At 44.8% G+C, this 1793-nt stretch carries 1 protein-coding gene; it reads right to left on the bottom strand.

Features of this window, described 5'->3' with window-relative positions; all coding sequences use genetic code 11:
• Positions 1 to 112: 112 nt before the first annotated feature.
• Positions 113 to 1585 carry a group II intron reverse transcriptase/maturase gene (gene ltrA / locus C9J46_RS21180; RefSeq protein WP_107262345.1) on the bottom strand — a complete coding sequence of 491 codons (1473 nt, stop codon included), beginning with the start codon at positions 1583 to 1585 and terminating at the stop codon, positions 113 to 115.
• Positions 1586 to 1793 lie beyond the last annotated feature (208 nt).

The raw sequence follows: 1793 nt of genomic DNA, 5'->3' as shown, positions 1-1793 counted from the left end.
TGTCGAGTAGACGACACTTGTTACCAAGTGCCGTCCCTCTAAGAACCGTACGTGCAACTTTCACTGCATACGGCTCAAGCCTCCACTAAGGCACCGATTGGCACCCAGCAACTTACAAAGCAGCGAGAGCAGGTTCATGCCAAGAGTTGCGGCATTGCTTCTTTGATTTTCTCTTTGCCAAGTATTCTTGGTATTGAGGATCAAAGGGCGTAGCGGCACTCTTGATTTTTACATGTCGCTCGATGGGCACTTTTGCTATTTGGAATAGGTTAAACAGGCAATCCATGTTCATGACTTTCTGCCAACCGTGAAATTGCCATTGGCCTTTACGGTTAAGGAAGTATTTATGAACAACCCAGTCCTTGGACTTGGTTGGATGACGTCTAACTGCCCAGTGCCATAATGCTTGGAATAGATTGTGGCCGACATACCCGAATATCTGCTTAGCAACACAGTGGCGATAGTAATTCGCCCATCCCCTGAGTTTCGGATTTATCAACTTGATAAGATCGTTAACAGGAATGGTTGCGTGCTTTTTGATGAGTTCACGTAGGTTTCTCAAAAATAACAGCGTGTTGGATTTGCTCGGCTTGATGAGCAGTTTCCCTTTGTACTTCCTGTGATTGAAGCCCAGAAAGTCAAAGCCGTCATCAATATGAGTGATCTTCGTTTTCTCTTCGGAGAGGGTTAACCCTCTTTCTGCCAGAAAATCAGAAATCAACGGTTTGATGTCGTTCACGAGCACTTCCTTTGAAGAGCAGGTGACCACGAAATCATCTGCATAACCAATAAAGTTAGCTCTAGCACTCTTTTTGAGCGCAGTGGATTTTATGTACTGCTCTAGCCCTGCGAGAGTCATTAACATCAAGGTCGGAGATATGATTCCGCCTTGTGGTGTACCCTCATCAGTATCATAGAACAAACCTTTGTCCATAAAGCCAGACTTTAGCCATTGTTCCAACATTCGCTTATCTACAGCGATGTTATCAAGAAGCCATTGATGGCCGATCTTGTCGAAACAGGCTTTGATATCCCCTTCAAGTACCCATTTGGCTGATTTCTTTAGTGCCAAGCATTTGAAGCATTGACTGACCGCGTCAGCAGTGCTGCGATTTGGCCTAAATCCATAGCTATTGGGGTCAGCAAGTGTTTCAGATACAGGCTCTAGTGCTAGTAGATGGAGTGCTTGTTGCGCTCTATCAATCATGCACGGAATGCCTAATGGCCTGAGCTTGCCGTTCTTTTTGGGAATGTAGATGCGTTTGAGTGGTTTCGCTTTATAAGTCTTGCGACTAAGCTGATTGACTGCTTTCATACGGCGTGCATCTGTGTTCCAGATGACACCATCTATTCCAGGCGTTTTACTGCCTTTGTTTTGAGATACACGCTTAACCGCAAGAAGCTTAGCTGAGCGAGAATGAGTTAAGAGCCACTGTAAGGAGTTCACCTTACCGTATTTCTTTTCTCTAGTTGCTTTTGCGATACGCATTTGAAGCTTTAATACGTGTGCTTCAACGGATTTCCAGTCTATTGACTGCCATTGAGCACCGTCAGAAGATGCACTAATCTCTTTCGAGATCATCATTTGCTTTTCTCCTTAAATAAAGTTCTTCAAACTCTCTCGCAAAGGGAGACCAGTCGGAAGTGGGCTCACTTTCGTGATCAAACATGAGTCTGTATCTACATCATTACAATGTAGCTTTCGCTTTTTCCGACCTCCTATACCTGCATCACTATCGGCCACTAAGGCTTTCCCAAAGGGAATGATACAGGCTTACCCTGTTCCGTATGTC

This window comes from Photobacterium sp. GB-36 (genome assembly GCF_003026135.1).
GTDB lineage: Bacteria > Pseudomonadota > Gammaproteobacteria > Enterobacterales > Vibrionaceae > Photobacterium.
The sequence above is the reverse complement of the archived record's forward strand: the minus strand, read 5'-3'. Positions and strand labels throughout refer to the sequence as shown.